This is a genomic window from Pseudomonas sp. M47T1 (genome assembly GCF_000263855.1).
Lineage (GTDB): Bacteria > Pseudomonadota > Gammaproteobacteria > Pseudomonadales > Pseudomonadaceae > Aquipseudomonas.
In genome coordinates, this window is sequence record NZ_AJWX01000002.1 from 166,043 (window position 1) to 182,159 (window position 16,117).

The following is a 16,117-nucleotide window of genomic DNA, read 5'->3' on the forward strand; positions in this document are numbered from 1 at the left end:
ATAAGCGGAAATCCGCCGTTGCAGGCGTTCAGGCGAGGAAGTCCTCGCGCAGCAGGCCGTGGCGCTGCATCTTCTCGTTAAGGGTGCGACGCGGCAGTTGCAGTTCGTTCAGCACGGCCTTGATGTCGCCTCGATGCCGGCTGAGGGCTCCGCGCAGGCATTGTGCTTCGAAGGCTTCCTGCCGGGCCGCAAGCGAACTGCCAATGGCTGCAGGCACGACTGCTTCGGGAGGCTCCAGGCCCAGGGCATGGCGCTCGGCGGCGTTAGCCAGTTCGCGCACGTTACCTGGCCAGTCATGGCTCAACAGCCGCGCCAGCCGCGTTGCGCTCAGCGGCGGTACCGGGCGGCCCACGCGCTCGGCGCTGAGGCGGGCGAAGTGTTCGAACAAGTGCAGAATGTCTTCACGCCGCTCGCGCAATGGCGCCAGGTGCAGTTCGGCCACGTTGAGGCGGTAGGCCAGGTCTTCGCGAAAACGCCCGGCGCGGGCCTCCTGCAACAGGTCCGGCTTGGTGGCGGCGACAATTCGCACATCAATGGCAATGCTGTGGTTCGAGCCCAGGCGCTCCAGCGTCTGTTCCTGGATGACCCGCAGCAACTTGGCCTGTTGCGCCAGCGGCAGGCTTTCGATTTCGTCGAGAAACAGCGTGCCACCGTCGGCATGCTCGAGCTTGCCGATGCGCCGGCCCTGGGCGCCGGTAAAGGCGCCGCTTTCGTGGCCGAACAGTTCGGCCTCGAACAGCGCTTCGGGAATGGCCGCGCAGTTGATTGCCACGAACGGCTTGTCGGCCCGTGGCCCGCAGGCGTGCAGGCAGCGCGCCACGCGCTCCTTGCCGCTGCCGGTTTCGCCGCGGATCAGGACGTTAACCGGCAACCCTGCCAGGTCAAGTATTCGCCCGCGCAATTGTTGCAGGCTAGGCGAATGACCCAGCAGGTCAGCCTGCAACCGGTCGTGGTGGCTGGCGCGGGCCTGCAGCCGGCGGTTTTCCATGACCAGGCCGCGCTTGTCCAGCGCTCGGCGCAGGCTGCCCATCAGCGTGTCGGGGCTGAAGGGTTTTTCCAGGAAGTCGTAGGCGCCACCCTGCACCGCTTGCACGGCCATGGGCACGTCGCCGTGGCCGGTCAGCAGAATCAGTGGCAACTGCGGGTCACGGGCCTGCACCTGTTCCAGCAATTGCAGGCCGTCCATGCCCGGCATACGTACGTCGCTGATGATCACGCCGGGAAAGTCGGGCGCCAGGGCGGCCAGGCACTCTTCGGCACGTGGGTACGTGGTGACGCTGAAGCCGGACAGGCTCAGCCACTGATGCACGGCGTCACGGATACTGGCTTCGTCATCAACCACCATGACGTGCTGCAGGGCGCGATTCAGCATGCATCCTCCTTCTGGGCGGGTAATACCAGCGTCAGTAGGGCGCCGTTGCCGTGGTTCGTGGCGCTCAGGTGCCCGCCGGTTTCATGCGCGATGGCATAGGAAACGGCCAGGCCCAAGCCCAGGCCCTCGCCCACCGGTTTAGTGGTGAAGAACGGGTCGAACACGCAGGCCAGGTGCTCGGGGGCGATGCCGCCGCCGGTATCGGCCACCGACAGGCGCCAGCCGCCCGGGACGGCCTCGATACGCACTTCCAGGCGTCGACAGGGTTTCTGGCTCATGGCATCCAGGGCGTTGCGCAGCAGGTTGATCAACACCTGTTCCAGGCGAATGGCGTCGCCGCGTACCCAGGCCGGGCGGGCCAGGTGCAGCACGGTGCTGACCCGTTCCTGGCGGATACGCGGTTCCAGCAGTTGCAGGGCCTGGTCCACCACGTCGGCCAGGTCCAGACGCTCGCGCAGCCCTGCCGGGCTTTTGCGCGCGAAGGTCTTCAGGTGCCCGGTGAGCGCAGCCATGCGTGTCAGCATTTGCTCCAGCGGCAGCAGCGCCTGGTAAGCGTCGTCGACCCGCCCGTGGTCCAGCAGCAGGCGCAAGGTGGCCAACTGCATGCGCTGGGCCGTCAGCGGTTGATTGATTTCGTGGGCCAGGGCCGCTGACATCTGGCCCAGCGCGGCCAGCTTGGCCGCTTGCACCAGGCTGTCCTGCGCGGTCTGCAGGTCGCGCGTGCGCACCTGCACCAGCGCTTCGAGTTCTTCGCGACTGCGCTGGCGTACCCGCCCCAGGCGCCAGCGCTGGTACAGGAACAGGCCCAGGAACACCAGCGTCAGCCATGCGCCGGCGGCCGCCAGTGCCGCGTTGTGCGCATCTTCTGCGGCCAGTGTGGGCTTGCGCAGCAGGTGCAGGGTCCAGCCTTCACTGGCCAGCGGCAGCGACTCCCACAAATAGTCGGCGCTGCCGTCGGGGCCTTCGACGCGGGCCAGGCGGCTGTCGCCATCGAAGGCCAGCAGCGGCTGCACGGCCAGGGGCGTCAGCGGTTGGCGGTCGTACTGGCGGGTGGCGGCCAGTTCGGCGTGGTCGGCGACGGTCAGCGCCTGCAATTGGCGGTAGCGCCAGCCCGGCTGGTTGGCAATGAACACAATGCCCCGGGCGTCGCTGACCAGCAGGGTGTCGCTGCCCTGGCGCCATTCGCGTTCAAGGTCTGGAAACTCCAGCTTGACCACCATTGCACCCAGGAACGCACCATCCTCATCCTTCACCGCGCTGGACAGAAAATACCCCGGCACGCCGCTGGTCACGCCCACCGCGTAGAAACGCCCGCTGCCTTGGCCACGGGTTTGCAGGAAGTAGGGGCGAAACCCGTAGTTCTGGCCCACGTAGCTGGCAGGCAGTTGCCAGTTGCTGGCGGCCACGGCCAGGCCGTTGCGGTCCAGCAACTCCAGGGTCGAGGACTGTGCGGCCAGGTTCACCCGTTCCAGTTTGCGGTTGAGCAGGTCCTGGGTAGCAGGCGTGAGCGGGCCCTTGAGCGCCTCGATCAGTTGCGGGTCCAGCGCCAGCACGGCGGGCAGGCTGCGGTAGCGTTCGATCAGGGTGTGCAGCGAGTTGGCATAAAGCCCCAGCTGCTGGTGCGCGCGCGCAGCTTCCTCGACCATGGCAGTGCGCTGGGCGTGGCGCATGGCCCATTGGGCAGACGCCAGGGTGCCGGCCACGATCAGCAGCAGTGCAAGGGGCAGGCGCAGGGCGCGAAGTCTGGGGCGCATGGGCATTGCCGGTTGGCTTGGGGGGGCAGAACCATACCATGATGGGCAATGTGCATCCTTGATGCTCATCATGGGTAATGTTTCCCAATATTGATGTAGGACCGGCCGCCAGGCCGTAGCTGCCGCCAGGCTGCGAAGGCGCGCACAGCGTGCCCGCGATCGATATGGCACCGCCGAAGGTCCTGCAAACCTTTTCGCAGCGTTACGGCATTGCTGTGTAGCTGCCGAAGGCTACGCCGGGGATCTTGCGCAAGTCACGGGGCCGGCGCAGCCTGGCGCAGGATCACAGCAAGGTGAAGCTCTGTTGCTTGACGTTCTGCGAGTCCAGGCCGATCTGCACCTGGAACTCGCCCGGTTCGGCGGCGTACTTGAGCTGCGGGTTGTAGAATTTCAGGTCGCCTTCGGTGAGGGTGAAGTGCAGCACTTTTTCCTCGCCAGGTTGCAGGGTGACTTTCTCGAAGTTCTTCAGTTCCTTGACCGGCCGTGCCATGGAGGCGACCACGTCATGCACGTACAGCTGCACCACCGTGGCACCGGCTACCTTGCCGGTATTTTTCACTGTCACGCTGGCCACGACGTTGCCGCCCTTTTTCAGGGTGCTGCTGGACAGGCTTACGTCCGACAGGCTGAAGTCGGTGTAGCTCAAGCCATAGCCAAAGCTGTACAGCGGGCCGGTTTCCTCGTCGAAGTACTGCGAGGTGTAGTTGCCCGGTTGGCCGGGGGTAAACGGCCGGCCGATGGTGAGGTGGTTGTAGTACACCGGAATCTGCCCCACCGACCGTGGGAAGCTGATGGGCAGCTTGCCCGAAGGGTTGTAGTCGCCGAACAAAACGTCGGCGATGGCGTTGCCGCCTTCGGTGCCCGAGAACCAGGTTTCCAGCATGGCATCGGCCTGTTTCTGTTCTTCGACCAGTGACAATGGCCGGCCATTCATCAGCACCAGCACCAGCGGCTTGCCGGTGGCTTTCAGGGCCTTGAGCAGGGCTTTCTGGGTTTCGGGCAGGTCCAGGGTGGTGCGGCTCGCGGATTCATGGGACATGCCGCGCGCCTCGCCCACGGCGGCCACGATCACGTCGGCCTGCTCGGCGGCTTTCACGGCTTCGGCGATGATCTGCTCGGCCGGTCGCTTGTCGATGTGCACTTCCTCGCGGTCGAAAATGATGCGATTGAGGAAGGCGATGGCGTCCTGGTTGTCGGTGACGTTGGCGCCCTTGGCGTAGATCACTTTGGCGCGATCCCCCACGGCGTTCTTCAGGCCCTGCAGCAAGGTGACGGACTGTTCCGGCTTGCCGGCTGCCGACCAGCTGCCCATCATGTCGATGGGCGCGTCGCCCAGAGGGCCGACCAGGGCGATGGTGCCTTGTTTTTTCAGGGGCAGGGTCTGGTGGTGGTTTTCCAGCAGGACCATGCTGGTGCGCGCCACCTCACGGGCCACCTGGCGGTGCAGGCGGCTGTCGGCATAGGTATCGGCCGGGTCATCGCTGGCCTTGCCGATGCGCCGGTACGGGTCCTTGAACAGCCCCAGGTCGTACTTGGTTCCCAGCACCTCACGCACGGCGTTGTCGAGGTCGGCCATGGGCACCTCGCCCGACTTGATCAGCCCGGGCAGTTCCTTGCCGTACACCTGGTCATTCATGCTCATGTCGATGCCGGCCTTGATCGCCAGCTTCGCCGCATCGCGGTCGTCGCGGGCCACGCCGTGCTTGATCAGCTCATGGATGGCGCCGTGATCGCTGATGGTCACCCCCTTGAAGCCCCAGTCCTTGCGCAGCAGGTCTTGCATCAGCCAGGTGTTGGAGGTGGCGGGCACGCCGTTGATGGAGTTCAACGCAACCATCACGCCGCCGGCGCCGGCATCGATGGCGGCGCGGTAGGGCGGCAGGTAGTCCTGGTACATGCGCGTGGGGCTCATGTCCACGGTGTTGTAGTCGCGGCCGCCTTCGACGCCGCCGTACAGGGCGAAGTGCTTGACCGCGGCCATGATGCTGTCCGGGGCGCTGACGTCATTGCCCTGGAACCCCTTGACCATCACTTTGGCAATGCGCGACACCAGGTAGGTGTCCTCGCCGAAGCCTTCGCTGGTGCGCCCCCAACGTGGGTCACGGGCAATGTCGACCATGGGCCCGTAGGTCATGTCGATGCCGTCGGCGGCCGCCTCGGCGGCGGCAGTGCGCGCGGACAGCGAGATGGCATTCATGTCCCAGCTAGAGGCCAAAGCCAGGCTGATGGGGAAAATGGTGCGAATACCGTGGATAACGTCATAGGCGAAGAACATCGGGATCTTCAGCCGGCTGCGCTGCACGGCAGCGTCCTGCATGGGACGGTTTTCGGCGCGGGTGACCGAGTTGAAGGTGCCGCCGATGCGCCCGGCGGCAATTTCCTCGCGAATCTGTTCGTGGGTCATTTCCGGGCCGATGGCGATCAGCCGCAGTTGGCCGATTTTCTCATCCACGGTCATGCGCTTCATCAGGTCGGCGATGAACGCGTCCTTGGTCATCAGCGGCGACGCGGCAGTGGCCGCCATCACCGGTTGAAAGGCCAGGCTCGCAAGCATGCCCAGCAAACACAGCTTCTTCATGAAATTGCTCTCGTATGGCGTGCAACGGTTCACGTAACGAACAGGCCAGCCTAAAAGGTGGAACGAATATTTTTGTAATGTGCGGGCATCTTTTAGCCCATCGAGTCGCGGCAATCCAGAAGTGTTTTGCCGGGCGTCGCTTTTGACCCGGCCTTGACGCTTGCGTGAGCGGCGGGGCGGGCGGTAGGAAGTTTCCCAAAGTAACTATCTATCAGTAGGAGATAACTTACGTTCCGACAGAATAGTTTGTAGGAGTTCGTAGTTCATGCCCTATATTTCTGTGCGTTTTGTCTGCTGTTTTTGAATGTCAATGGCACGATTCCGGCAGTTTGATAAACAAGTGTTTCCAGTCATTGTTTTTCCCTGTGCGCCTAATTTATGGTGCCGTCTCGCAGGGGGTGAACGGTTGGGGCCAGCAGGCACGACGACCCTTGCGCCATCGCACCGCCGCGCAGGTATTCATATGCATTTGACCCCTCGGGAAAAAGAGGTCCTGAACCTCTTGCTGTCAGGCCATAGCAACAAGGAAATCGCCGAGTTGTTGCGCCTGAGCACCTATACCGTACGCGATCATGTGTCGGCGCTGTTGCGCAAGGGGCGCGTGAGTCATCGCTCGCAACTGCTCGACTCCCCGCTGCCACCCGCGCTGGTGGACCTGTCGACCCTGCATGACCGGTATCGGGACATTCACGACGCTATTCATCTCTGAACCAACGAGGGGCAACTGACATGCTGGTGTTATTGATAGGCGAGTTGATGCTTGCCATCGCAATGGTCGGTTTTTGCGTGACGCGTATTGGCGCCGGCTCGCGGCTGGGCAGGGACGCATTGCTGCGTCGCGTGGTGCTGTTCTACTCGGCGCTGTTGCTGGGTGTGGGCGGCATGGCCGCCGCAGCCTGGTAAACCTGGCAAAGGCGTATCGTCGATCAAACCGAACAAGTCCGTGCCCTGACAGGGCAAAGCCCCGTAAAATGCGCGCATTCCTTTTTCCAGGCCTTTTTCGATGTCTGCCACTGCCGCAAACCCCAAGACCACGCCGGACCCGCGTGCCACCTTTCTCGACCTGCTGGGCGCAAGCCTTGCCCAGAATGCCGTGGTCAAGCTGGTGCTGGCCCGCCATGTGGGGGAAGACGCCCAGTTGCAGCGGGTGATCATCAAGCCTGTGACGGTCAAGGAACAACCGTGCCTGAGCTTCGTGTACCGCTACCAGACGCGCGACATCACCAAGAACCTGGCGCTGGACGAGGCACTGGCGCTGATCGCCGAACTGCTCCCGGCAAGCTTCAAGAACGCCCATCTGCTGACCCTGACCGACGAGGTGCAACTGGAGTTCAGCAAGAAGAACAAGGCCTTGCTGCACCGCAATGCCGCGCAGCAACCGCGCCAGGCCGCGTCGGCCGAGCATGACCGCGAGAAAAAGCGCTATCTGGAGTTGAACCGCCCGTTCCTGGTGGACCTGGGCGTCACCAACAAGCAGCACGAACTGATTCCGGCCATGTCGCGCAAATGGAAGCAGATCAACAAGTTCATCGAGGTGTTTTCCCACGCCTTCGCCGGCGCGCCGGTTGCCCAGGGTCAGGCGGTGCGCGTGGCCGATTTCGGTTCGGGCAAGGGCTACCTCACGTTCGCCATTCACGACTACCTGCGCAACACCCTGGGCCGTGAGGCCCAGGTGACCGGTGTCGAGTTGCGCGAAGACATGGTTACCCTGTGCAACACCGCTGCGGCGCGTCTTGAACATCCCGGCCTGGTGTTCGAGCACGGTGACGTGCGTACCGTGGTGCCCAGCGCCATCGACGTGATGATCGCGCTGCACGCCTGCGACATCGCCACCGACTATGCCATTCACACCGGCATTCGCACCGGCGCGGCCATCATTATGTGCTCGCCATGCTGCCACAAGCAGATCCGCCTGCAGATCCAGAGCCCGGGCCTGCTCAAGCCCATGCTGCAATACGGCCTGCACCTGGGCCAGCAGGCCGAGATGGTCACCGATAGCCTGCGGGCCTTGTACCTGGAAGCATGCGGCTACGACACCAAGGTGTTCGAGTTCATTTCGCTGGAGCACACCAACAAGAACAAGATGATTTTGGCGGTGAAGCGTGCCGAGCCACAGGACCCGCGTGCACTGCTGGAAAAGATCGAGGCGCTGAAGGCGTTCTACGCCATTGAGGAGCATTGCCTGGAAACCCTGCTCAAGGCTGATGGCCTGATCTGAATCGGAACTATCCGACAGGGATGTAGGACCCGTCTTTTTCGTTGTTTTAGGCCCGCTGTCGGATAGGCAGCCCGCTCGCCCAGGGCAACACTGGTCCACTACTTACCGGGCGAGTGTTTCCATGAGCAAACTGATTACCGGCCTGGCGGCGCTGTGTTGCGCCGGCCTGGCATTGGCGCACGAAGCGCCGGTTGACCCCGACTTTCCCCTGCAAACCTACCTGCACCAGGCTAACGTGCCTTCGGTGTGGGCGCGCTACACCGGCCTGGGGGTGCGCATCGGCCAGTTCGAGGCCCACAGCAAGGGTCACAAGGTAGCGTTTGCCTACCGCCACGAAGACCTGCTACCCAACGTCGACCCTCTGTGGCTGGCCAATGCGGTGCCCTGGTTCATGGCCAGCAAGGCCAGTGTCGACCGCGATGCCGAGCATGCCAGCAGCGTGGCGTCAGTGATGGTGGCGGCGCGCAACGAGCTGGGCACGGTAGGCGTGGCCCCCCAGGCAACCATTGGCGGCCATTGGGTGGGCGGCCGGCTGGATACCCTCAATGCCCTCAAGCAATACGATGTGGCCAACCTGAGTTGGGGCGCCACGGGGCGTTTCGAGCCGGTGTTGAAGATGCCGGTCATAGGTGCCATACCGGTGGAGTACCGGCGCGCCTTGAGCGATGGTCGACAAGGCCGGGGCACGGTGATTGTCATGAGTGCCGGCAACGCCCGCCAGGCCGGCGGCAACGCCAACTATTCCAGCCTGAGCAACATGCGCGGCAACATCATGGTGGCCGCTACCTGCCCACCGCCACGCAGCCAGCCTTGCGCCGCGCCCGGCTTTTCCAGCCCGGGCGCGAACCTGCTGGTCAGCGCCCAAGGCGTGGGCGTGTTCACCCGGGTGGGCTTGCCACAAACGGGCACCAGCCTCGCCGCGCCAATCGTCAGCGCAGTGACCGCTCTGATGTTGCAGGCCAACCCGCGGCTGGGCTACCGCGACGTTCATGAGATCCTGGCGTTGACCGCACGCCAGGTGCGTGACCCCTCCACCCAGTGGCAGTTCAACGCTAGCCGTTACTGGAACGGTGGTGGCATGCACGTCAGCCATGACTATGGCTACGGCGAGGTCGATGCCCTGGCGGCGGTACGCCTGGCCCAGGACTGGCCTGGCCAACAGCGTTTTGCCAACGAGGCGTTGCTGGAACAGCCCCTGGCCAGCACCGAAGGTGAGTTCGCCATTCCCGACCACGATGCCACCGGGCTGCGCTACAGCATGGCCCTTGAGGACGCACGCCTGCGTATCGAGCACGTGTTGGTGGAAGTAAAGCTGAGCCACCAGCGCCCTGGTGATCTGCAGCTGGTACTGGTGTCGCCGTCGGGCACCCGTTCGGTGTTGATGGACCGTCCAGGCAAGCCACCGGCCAGTGGCGACGCCCACACCGGCGACAGGCGCTTTCATCAGCGCCAACGGCTGGACTTCATCTTCAATACCACGCGCCTGCGTGGCGAACCGGCCAGTGGGCAGTGGCAGTTGCACGTGGTCGACCGCGCCCCAGGCAAGGTCGGCACGTTGAACAGCTGGCGCCTGAACGTTTTCGGGCGGCTGGACAATGGCAACGATCACTACGTGTACACCAATGAGTTCACGGCCCTCAACACCCCCGAGCGGCGCACCCTGCGCGACCTGAATGGCGGCGTCGATACCCTCAATGTCGCGGCTGTCAGCAGCGCGTCCGTGATAGACCTGCGCCAAGGGGCGGCGCAGGTGGCGGGAGAAACGCTGCACCTGGAAAACCCCGCGCAAATCGAGCACCTGATTGGCGGCGACTATGCCGACGTCCTGACGGGCAACGAGGCTGACAATGCCCTGCTGGGCGGCCATGCCGACGATCGCCTGGAGGGGGGCGCGGGGGAGGATTGGCTCGATGGCGGCGCCGGCCGTGACACGCTGAGCGGCGGGCCGGGCCGCGACCGCTTCGTGATTCAGGCGCGGGCGCAGGAGGGCGATACGTTGCTGGACTTCCAACCAGGTATCGACCGTCTGCTGTTCATCGGCTTTGCCGATGGCACGCAGCCGCTGCTGACCCGTAGCGGCGCGCATACCCTCGTCAGCCTGCCGGGCGGGCAGGTGCTGAGCCTGCGCAATATCCAACCCGGGCAGCTGAGCGATGGCGACTGGCAGTGGCTTGCCGAAGCGCCAGACCTGGATCTGCTGGCGCAAGGCTTGCCTGCAATTTAGCGCTTGCGCTTGACCACCGGCTTGGGCACCGGCACGTTCAGGGCCGGCGCGCCCAATGGGTGGCTGGTGGTGTCGAAGAAGTGCAGTTCACGGCCCCGGAACAGGGTGGTGAAGTAGCGTTTCTGGCTGATGATCCAGGCATCGCTGAGGGGGAAGATCGAGATTGCCAGTTGCTGCACGTCCGCCTGCTCGATGGCGTCCAGCAGGTAACGGTCCTGTTCGCCCAAGCTGTGGCCGAACAGGCACAGCGGGCCCTGGTGGCCGGCGAGTTGGCCGTGGCACCAGCTCAGGTAATCGGATTGGCGGATGGCGCGTTGTTTGTCTGCGCAGCGTCCTTCGTTGACGAACAGCGGTACTTCGCCTGGCTGGTTGATGGCAAAGCCGTCCAGCAGCGCGCTGCCCAGGGCATTGCGTTTGCGCGTGGTACCGTCCACCTGGCGGATCAGGTGCAGGCCTCCATGCAGGTGCAGCACGCGGGTTGCCTCGCTGCGGGTACGACGCACATCAAAACCCTGGTCCACGTCGAACAGGTCGTCGAAGCCCTCGGCCGCCTGTTCGATGGCCCAGCTGAGCAGCAGGTCGTAGTTGCTCGAATACACCGTGGCGTACTGGCGCAGGTGGCTGGCGATGCCTTGCAGGGCGTCCGTGGGCACCAGCCGAAACGGAATGTGCACGCTGCGCATGGCGTGAATCAGCGCTTCCTTGATCGCGTAGTAGCGGTTCAGCGGGGCTGAGGCGCTGATGGCCAGCGCGGCGTTGACCCGGATGGTGACGTTGAGCGCGCTCAGCACCTGCTCGAAGTTCTCGGTGCCCATGGACTTGAACAGCGCCAGGTCGGTCTGGCCCAACGGCTTGTTGCGCACCTTCTGTGCCCGCTCGAACAGCGAGTCGTAGGCGAAGTTGCGCCACATCGCACGGCTGGCGCCGTTGCCTAGCAGCAGGCCGGTGCAATGAAAGTGCAGGTGCGGCCATTGGCCGAGGCTGGCGTCGAAAGCGTCGAGTTCCATGAAGTGCGTCTTGCTCGGGATCGGTTACAGGGCGCGACTGTACCATGCTGCGCCAAGGGGGAAACCGTCTTGTCATGTTCATCGCCGACTATGCTGGCCTTTCGTTTGAACACCGCAAGGAGCGTGTATGTCTGTTCACTGGCGTATCACCTGGTTTACCGCTGCATGGTTGTTGGCCTCTGTCGGCCTGGCCCGCGCCCAGGCCCCCGGGGGCGAGGCACTGGCCAGGGCGGCGGGCATTCCCTGGCCTGCGGTGATTGCCCACCGGGGGGCGTCGTTCGATGCACCGGAGTCGACCCGCGCGTCCTACACCCTGGCCCGCGAGCTGGGTGCCGATTACCTGGAAATGGACTTGCAGCGCACGCGCGACGGGCAACTCATTGCCCTGCACGACACCAACCTGGGGCGCACCACCAACATTGCCGGCCAGTTTCCCGCGCAGAAAGATCTGCCCGTCAGCCAGTTCACCCTGGCGCAGCTGAAGACGCTGGATGCCGGCAGCTGGTTCAACCAGGCCTACCCGCAACGCGCTCGCCCGACGTATGCGGGGTTGAAGATCCTGACCCTCGACGAGATCATCGACATCGCCGAGCAGGACCCCACTCACCACACCGGGCTGTACATTGAAACCAAGGCGCCGTTGCTGTTTCCGGGCATAGAGAAAGACTTGGCGGCCAAGCTGGTCCAGCGCGGCTGGCTGATGGCGAACGGGCAGGTCGCCCCGCAGCGTCGCCTGGTGCTGCAAACCTTCGAGAAAAACAGCCTCACCTTGCTCAACCAGTTCATGCCCAAGGTGCCGAAGGTGCTGTTGCTGTGGGTGGGTGAGGGCAGCATCGAGCCCAAGACCGAGGCTGTCTTTGACCCTGCCAGTGGCGAAGACAAGGCTGCCTTCTATGCCCGCCAGCAACCGCGCGACCGCACCGAATTCGAGCGCTGGCTGGCCTTCGCCAAGGCCAATGGCGCCGTGGGCACCGGCCCCTCGGCGGCGCTGAGTCATGGCGGCGAGCAGAGCTACATGGACCTGGTGCAGCCCTGGATGAACCAGATGACCCACGCCAAGGGCATGCTCGTGCACGTCTATACCGTCGACGACCCGGTGGACTACCAGAAGGTCATGGACGCCGGTGTGGATGGCATCTTCACCAACCGCAGCAGCGAGTTGTTGAAGTTCTACCACCGCCCGGCCAGCCGCACGGTGCAGCAGATCCTCACGGCGAACGGCTACTGATCGCGCCAGTGCTCACCTGATTGCATAAAGGCCGTGTTGGTGCTGCGGCCAGGCTGCGCAGGCCCTGTGCCTCGCTGAAGATCTCCAGTGAACTTAGGGGCCCGCGCAGCCTTGGGCAACGGCTACAAGTGCTGCGTGTCATTTCCCGGCCACTTTGACATTGGGCGGTGTCCAGCCACCGCCCAGGGCTTTGTACAGGTTGACCTGGTTGATCTCCCGCGCCAGCTCCAGTTGCAGCCACTGCTGTTGGGCGCCAAACAGCGAGCGTTGGGCGTCCATGGTCGAGAAGTAGCTGTCCAGCCCGGCCTCGAATCGCAACCGCGATTGGCGATAGGCTTCCTGGTAGTCAACCACCAGGCGCTGCTGTGCGGCAACCTGGGTGAGCATCTCCTGGCGCGCGTTCAGGGCGTCGGCGGCCTCGCGGAAGGCGTTGAGTACGGTTTCTTCGTAAGCGGCGGTGCGTTCGTCATACCGCGCGTGGCTGGCGTCAACGCCTGCTTTGCGGGTACCTGCGTCCAGCAGCGTCAGCGAGCCTGCGGCAGCCAGGTTCCAGAAGGCCGCAGGGCCGGTGAGCAACCTGGAGAAGTCACCACTCAGGCTGCCCAGGGCGCCGGTTAGCGAGAAGCTGGGAAAGTAGGCCGCACGGGCGGTACCGATCTCGGCGTTGGCGGCGCGCATCTGCGCTTGCGCCGACATGATGTCCGGCCGCCGCGCCACCAGGCTGGACGGCAGGCCTGCAGGCACGTCGGCGGTGGCCAGCTGTTTGCCCAGTTCGCCCTTGGGCAGCAGTGCGTCGGGCACCGGTTGGCCCACCAGTACGCGCAAGGCGTTGAGGTTTTGCGCCACCTGCATGCGGTAGGTGTTGACCTGCACGGCCGCTGTATTGGTCATGGCGTCGCCCTGGTGCACGTCGATGCGTGCGGTTGAGCCAAGGTTGAAACTTGTGCGCAATAGCTCGCCGTAGTGCTGCTGGGACTGGAATGTGCTTCGGGCCAGGTCAAGCAGGGTTTGATTGGCCTTGAGCGTCAGCCAGGTGCTGGCCACCTCGCCAATCAACGCCAGGCGTGCGGTCTGGTAGTCGGCCTGGCTGGCCTCGAAACGCGCGCCGGCCGCGTGTTGCTGGCTGCGCACGCGGCCAAAAAAATCCAGTTCGTAGGAGGTGAAACCGGCCGTGGCCTGGAACGTATTGGCAATGCTGCCCGTGCTGGAGCCGCCGCCCGGGGTTTGCTGCAACGCCGGCAGTTTGCTGCGCCCGGCGTAGGTGTCGATGCCAATGCTGGGGTACAGCGCCGCGCTGGCGCCGTTGAACGAGGCCCGTGATTCGTCAACGCTGGCAGCGAACTGGCGCAGCCCGCGGTTATTGGCCAGGGCCAGGTCTATCAGTTGGCGCAGGCGCTCATCACTGATGAAGGTATGCCAGTCCTGCTCGAACGTCTGGCGGCCTTCGCAGCAGGCACCGCCGGCGTTGGCCGGCCACGCCTGGTCGATGGGCGGGTCGGGTGGTTGGTAGGCAGGTTCCAGTGAGCAGCCGGCGACCATCAGCAGGGAGGTCAGGCACGTGCCGGACAGGCAGTTTCTCATGGTCGCACTCCTAAAGGCGCGGGCCTAACAGGGCGCGCAGTTGGGAAAACAGCAGGCTCAGCAGGCCACCCTTGCCATGGGACACCTGCATCAATTGCAACGGCTGACGCCGGCTTGGCAAAGATGGAAAGCGGCTGCTGGCGCTGCTGCGCCGAGGCCTGCGCACGTGCACCGGGGCCAGGCGTTTTTCCCCCAGCAAGGCACGGCGCAGCAGGCTGCCGAAGGCGATGCCGGGGTGAGCCTTGCCGGCGACGTTGGCGTTGGCATCGCTGAACAGGCGGCCGATCAGCTTACGTCGCAAGGCCTCGTCCATGTCGACGAAACGCAGACCCAACTGCACACCTTGTTGCTGGCGCATCACCTCAACGCCCACCCAGCCCACTTTGTTCACCCAGATTTCGCCCCGCGCCCCGCAGCGAATCGAGCCGGCCTGGTGGCAGGCAAAGGCGGCGCCGGTGATGGAAATGTCCACCAGCCGCCCGGTCAGCGTGCGGCCGCCAAGGCGGAAACCGGCGGGCCGGTCGAACGGAAAGCGTTCCTCGCCATGCAGCCGCGGCCGGTCAACGCAGGCCACCAGCGTGGCCAGGTTGTAGATCAGCGCCACCACCGTCCAGCACAGGTTGAAGCTCATGTTGCCGTCCAGGCTGTCGGCGGTGACGATGGCCGTGAAGGCACCGATCTGCGACAGCGCGGTCAGCGCCAGGAAGAAGCCGAACAGCTTCCAGTGGACCATGGTTTTCGAGCGGTCGATGCCCTTGGCCGTGACCTTGAAAGGCCGACCAAAGGGCCGCAGCAGGGCGCTGGCCAAGGTAGCGGTGACCGCCAGCGAGGCAACGATTTGCGTCACTTCGGTGAAGATCGGCAAGGTACGTCGGTCGGTGACCCAGGTGCCATAGCCCCAGAACGCGATCAGCGCCGGCATGCCGAAGGCCAGGAAGTCCATGGGCTTGGCGTAGAACCCGGCAATGCCGAAGTACCAGTAGAGCACCGGCGATACCAGCATCATCAGAATGAAGGGCTTGGAAAACCAGTGCAGCAAGCCGTGCACATAGTGCAGGCGGTCGTTGAGGGTGTAGCCACTGCCGCGTAGCGGGCCGTCCTTGAGCAGCGCCACCTGGACCGTGCCCAGGCACCAGCGCCCGCGTTGGTTGATGTAGTCGGTGAGCCCCTCGGCCGACAGCCCGATGGACAGCCGTTCATTCAGCCAGCGGGTGACGTAGCCTTTCTGCAGCAGGCGGTAAGTGGTGTAAATGTCTTCGCACACGGAGCCTGTGGGAAAACCGCCTAGGCTTTCGATCAGGTCGCGACGCACCACGAATGAGGTGCCCACGCAGAAGGCCGCGTCCCAGCCGTCCTTGGCGGGCTGGAACACGTCGAAGAACACCCGCTGTTCGTCCACCCAGCAGGTGGCCGACCCCAGGTTGTGCTGGATAGGGTCGGGGTTGTAGTAGAACTGGGGGGTCTGCACCAGCCCGACCTTGGGGTCCTGGAACAGGCCCAGGGTGCGCATCAGAATGGGTTGTTGCGGGGCGAAGTCGGCATCCAATACCAGGATGTAAGGCGCATTGCTGCGGGCCGCTGACTCGCGCAAGCCGTTGTTGAGGTTGCCGGCCTTGGCGTGCAGGTTGTTGTTGCGACGTGCGTACTGCACGCCCATGCCTTGGCAGTAATCGCGCAGCCAGTCACGACGGGTATCGTCCAGCACCCAGACGGTGAAGTTGGGATAGTCCATGGCCTGGGCGGCGATGATGGTTTTCTCCAGCACTTCCAGCCCTTCGTTGTAAGTGCAGATGAACACGTCCACCGCCGGCGCATCATGGCCCAGTGCGCGCAGGCGCAATTCGCCTGCGTCGGCGGCGGGGCGGTGGTCACTGCGGCACAGCATGACGATGATGGAGAACAGCGTGTAGCTGATGGCAAGCATCTCAAAGAACAGAAAACTGTAGGACCAGACCGTAGCAAACCCCGAATGACGGTCGGGCAAGGTGTCATGAATGCGCCACAGCAAGTAGTTGATCAGCAGAACGGCGGTCAGGCCGCCGAACAGCGCCCGCGCGGCCCATTGGTCGCGGTGGGTCAGGCAACTGAACAGCACCACGATGGCCAGGGTCCAGGCATTGATCTGCAACAGTTGCATCGAGTCGAGTGCGTGCAT

At 64.2% G+C, this 16,117-nt stretch carries 11 protein-coding genes; 5 read left to right on the forward strand and 6 right to left on the reverse strand.

The annotated features are described in order from the left end of the window. Nucleotides 1-28: 28 nt before the first annotated feature. From PMM47T1_RS02710 to bglX, 3 genes are all read right to left on the reverse strand, one after another. Nucleotides 29-1,372 (reverse strand): sigma-54-dependent transcriptional regulator, encoded by a 1,344-nt coding sequence (locus PMM47T1_RS02710; protein WP_008365567.1) that lies wholly within the window; start codon nt 1,370-1,372, stop codon nt 29-31. Then, complete coding sequence (locus tag PMM47T1_RS02715) at nt 1,366-3,126, reverse strand: ATP-binding protein (protein ID WP_043300673.1); 1,761 nt, start codon at nt 3,124-3,126, stop codon at nt 1,366-1,368. The genes PMM47T1_RS02710 and PMM47T1_RS02715 overlap by 7 nt, the downstream gene beginning before the upstream one ends. Nucleotides 3,127-3,409: 283 nt before the next feature. Next, nucleotides 3,410-5,704 carry a beta-glucosidase BglX gene (bglX, locus tag PMM47T1_RS02720; protein WP_008365570.1) on the reverse strand — a complete coding sequence of 765 codons (2,295 nt, stop codon included), beginning with the start codon at nt 5,702-5,704 and terminating at the stop codon, nt 3,410-3,412. Between the two features lie 463 nt (nt 5,705-6,167). Here bglX and PMM47T1_RS02725 point away from each other — a divergent pair, with 463 nt between their 5' ends. From PMM47T1_RS02725 to PMM47T1_RS02735, 4 genes are all read left to right on the forward strand, one after another. Continuing rightward, nucleotides 6,168-6,413 (forward strand): helix-turn-helix domain-containing protein, encoded by a 246-nt coding sequence (locus PMM47T1_RS02725; RefSeq protein ID WP_008365572.1) that lies wholly within the window; start codon nt 6,168-6,170, stop codon nt 6,411-6,413. A gap of 20 nt (nt 6,414-6,433) precedes the next feature. Then, nucleotides 6,434-6,607, forward strand: a complete 174-nt coding sequence (locus PMM47T1_RS29650) for a hypothetical protein (RefSeq protein ID WP_157212937.1) — start codon at nt 6,434-6,436, stop codon at nt 6,605-6,607. 100 nt (nt 6,608-6,707) lie between these two features. Then, nucleotides 6,708-7,922: a class I SAM-dependent methyltransferase gene (locus PMM47T1_RS02730; protein WP_008365574.1), complete on the forward strand. Its 1,215-nt coding sequence runs from the start codon at nt 6,708-6,710 to the stop codon at nt 7,920-7,922. A gap of 121 nt (nt 7,923-8,043) precedes the next feature. Next, nucleotides 8,044-10,146, forward strand: coding sequence for a proprotein convertase P-domain-containing protein (locus PMM47T1_RS02735; RefSeq protein WP_008365576.1), 2,103 nt, complete (start codon nt 8,044-8,046; stop codon nt 10,144-10,146). Here the strand turns inward: PMM47T1_RS02735 and PMM47T1_RS02740 are convergent. Continuing rightward, nucleotides 10,143-11,153: a DUF4917 family protein gene (locus tag PMM47T1_RS02740; protein ID WP_008365578.1), complete on the reverse strand. Its 1,011-nt coding sequence runs from the start codon at nt 11,151-11,153 to the stop codon at nt 10,143-10,145. The two genes, PMM47T1_RS02735 and PMM47T1_RS02740, sit on opposite strands and share 4 nt — an antisense overlap. 127 nt (nt 11,154-11,280) lie before the next feature. Here PMM47T1_RS02740 and PMM47T1_RS02745 point away from each other — a divergent pair, with 127 nt between their 5' ends. Then, nucleotides 11,281-12,381, forward strand: a complete 1,101-nt coding sequence (locus tag PMM47T1_RS02745; protein WP_008365580.1) for a glycerophosphodiester phosphodiesterase — start codon at nt 11,281-11,283, stop codon at nt 12,379-12,381. Between the two features lie 138 nt (nt 12,382-12,519). Here PMM47T1_RS02745 and PMM47T1_RS02750 read toward each other — a convergent pair whose 3' ends face one another. Together PMM47T1_RS02750 and PMM47T1_RS02755 are read right to left on the reverse strand one after the other, a co-directional pair. Beyond that, nucleotides 12,520-13,962, reverse strand: a complete 1,443-nt coding sequence (locus PMM47T1_RS02750) for an efflux transporter outer membrane subunit (RefSeq protein ID WP_008365581.1) — start codon at nt 13,960-13,962, stop codon at nt 12,520-12,522. A 10-nt stretch (nt 13,963-13,972) separates the two neighbouring features. Next, complete coding sequence (locus tag PMM47T1_RS02755) at nt 13,973-16,117, reverse strand: glycosyltransferase family 2 protein (protein ID WP_008365583.1); 2,145 nt, start codon at nt 16,115-16,117, stop codon at nt 13,973-13,975.

Excerpts from the sequence above, each read along its gene's own strand:
- PMM47T1_RS02710 (WP_008365567.1), bottom strand. The coding sequence starts at position 1,372 with ATGCTGAATCGCGCCCTGCAGCACGTCATGGTGGTTGATGACGAAGCC.
- PMM47T1_RS02715 (WP_043300673.1), bottom strand. The coding sequence starts at position 3,126 with ATGCGCCCCAGACTTCGCGCCCTGCGCCTGCCCCTTGCACTGCTGCTG.
- bglX (WP_008365570.1), bottom strand. The coding sequence starts at position 5,704 with ATGAAGAAGCTGTGTTTGCTGGGCATGCTTGCGAGCCTGGCCTTTCAA.
- PMM47T1_RS02725 (WP_008365572.1), top strand. The coding sequence starts at position 6,168 with ATGCATTTGACCCCTCGGGAAAAAGAGGTCCTGAACCTCTTGCTGTCA.
- PMM47T1_RS29650 (WP_157212937.1), top strand. The coding sequence starts at position 6,434 with ATGCTGGTGTTATTGATAGGCGAGTTGATGCTTGCCATCGCAATGGTC.
- PMM47T1_RS02730 (WP_008365574.1), top strand. The coding sequence starts at position 6,708 with ATGTCTGCCACTGCCGCAAACCCCAAGACCACGCCGGACCCGCGTGCC.
- PMM47T1_RS02735 (WP_008365576.1), top strand. The coding sequence starts at position 8,044 with ATGAGCAAACTGATTACCGGCCTGGCGGCGCTGTGTTGCGCCGGCCTG.
- PMM47T1_RS02740 (WP_008365578.1), bottom strand. The coding sequence starts at position 11,153 with ATGGAACTCGACGCTTTCGACGCCAGCCTCGGCCAATGGCCGCACCTG.
- PMM47T1_RS02745 (WP_008365580.1), top strand. The coding sequence starts at position 11,281 with ATGTCTGTTCACTGGCGTATCACCTGGTTTACCGCTGCATGGTTGTTG.
- PMM47T1_RS02750 (WP_008365581.1), bottom strand. The coding sequence starts at position 13,962 with ATGAGAAACTGCCTGTCCGGCACGTGCCTGACCTCCCTGCTGATGGTC.
- PMM47T1_RS02755 (WP_008365583.1), bottom strand. The coding sequence starts at position 16,117 with ATGCACGCACTCGACTCGATGCAACTGTTGCAGATCAATGCCTGGACC.